The organism is Pseudoalteromonas sp. GW168-MNA-CIBAN-0100 (assembly GCF_040309225.1).
Lineage (GTDB): Bacteria > Pseudomonadota > Gammaproteobacteria > Enterobacterales > Alteromonadaceae > Pseudoalteromonas > Pseudoalteromonas arctica.
Genome location: NZ_JBEOOL010000634.1, coordinates 1 through 266, shown reverse-complemented (window position 1 = coordinate 266; position 266 = coordinate 1). Strand labels below are relative to the sequence as shown.

2 tRNA genes are annotated in these 266 nt (G+C 52.3%); both read left to right on the top strand.

Features of this window, described 5'->3' with window-relative positions:
• A tRNA-Gly gene (locus AAEY62_RS22770) sits at positions 1 to 76 on the top strand.
• A 32-nt stretch (positions 77 to 108) separates the two neighbouring features.
• A tRNA-Cys gene (locus AAEY62_RS22765) sits at positions 109 to 182 on the top strand.
• The last annotated feature ends 84 nt before the right edge of the window (positions 183 to 266 follow it).

The following is a 266-nucleotide window of genomic DNA, read 5'->3' as shown; positions in this document are numbered from 1 at the left end:
GCGGTACTAGCTCAGTTGGTAGAGCGCGACCTTGCCAAGGTCGAGGTCACGAGTTCGAGCCTCGTGTACCGCTCCAAGTTTATCTCAAGGTTATTACTCCAGTATTGGGGCGGAATGGCAGAGTGGCCATGCACCGGATTGCAAATCCGTTTACCTCGGTTCGACTCCGGGTTCCGCCTCCATTTCAACACTCCACACGCTTTAATTAGCAAACTCGATGCCCGAGTGGTGGAATTGGTAGACACAAGGGATTTAAAATCCCTCGA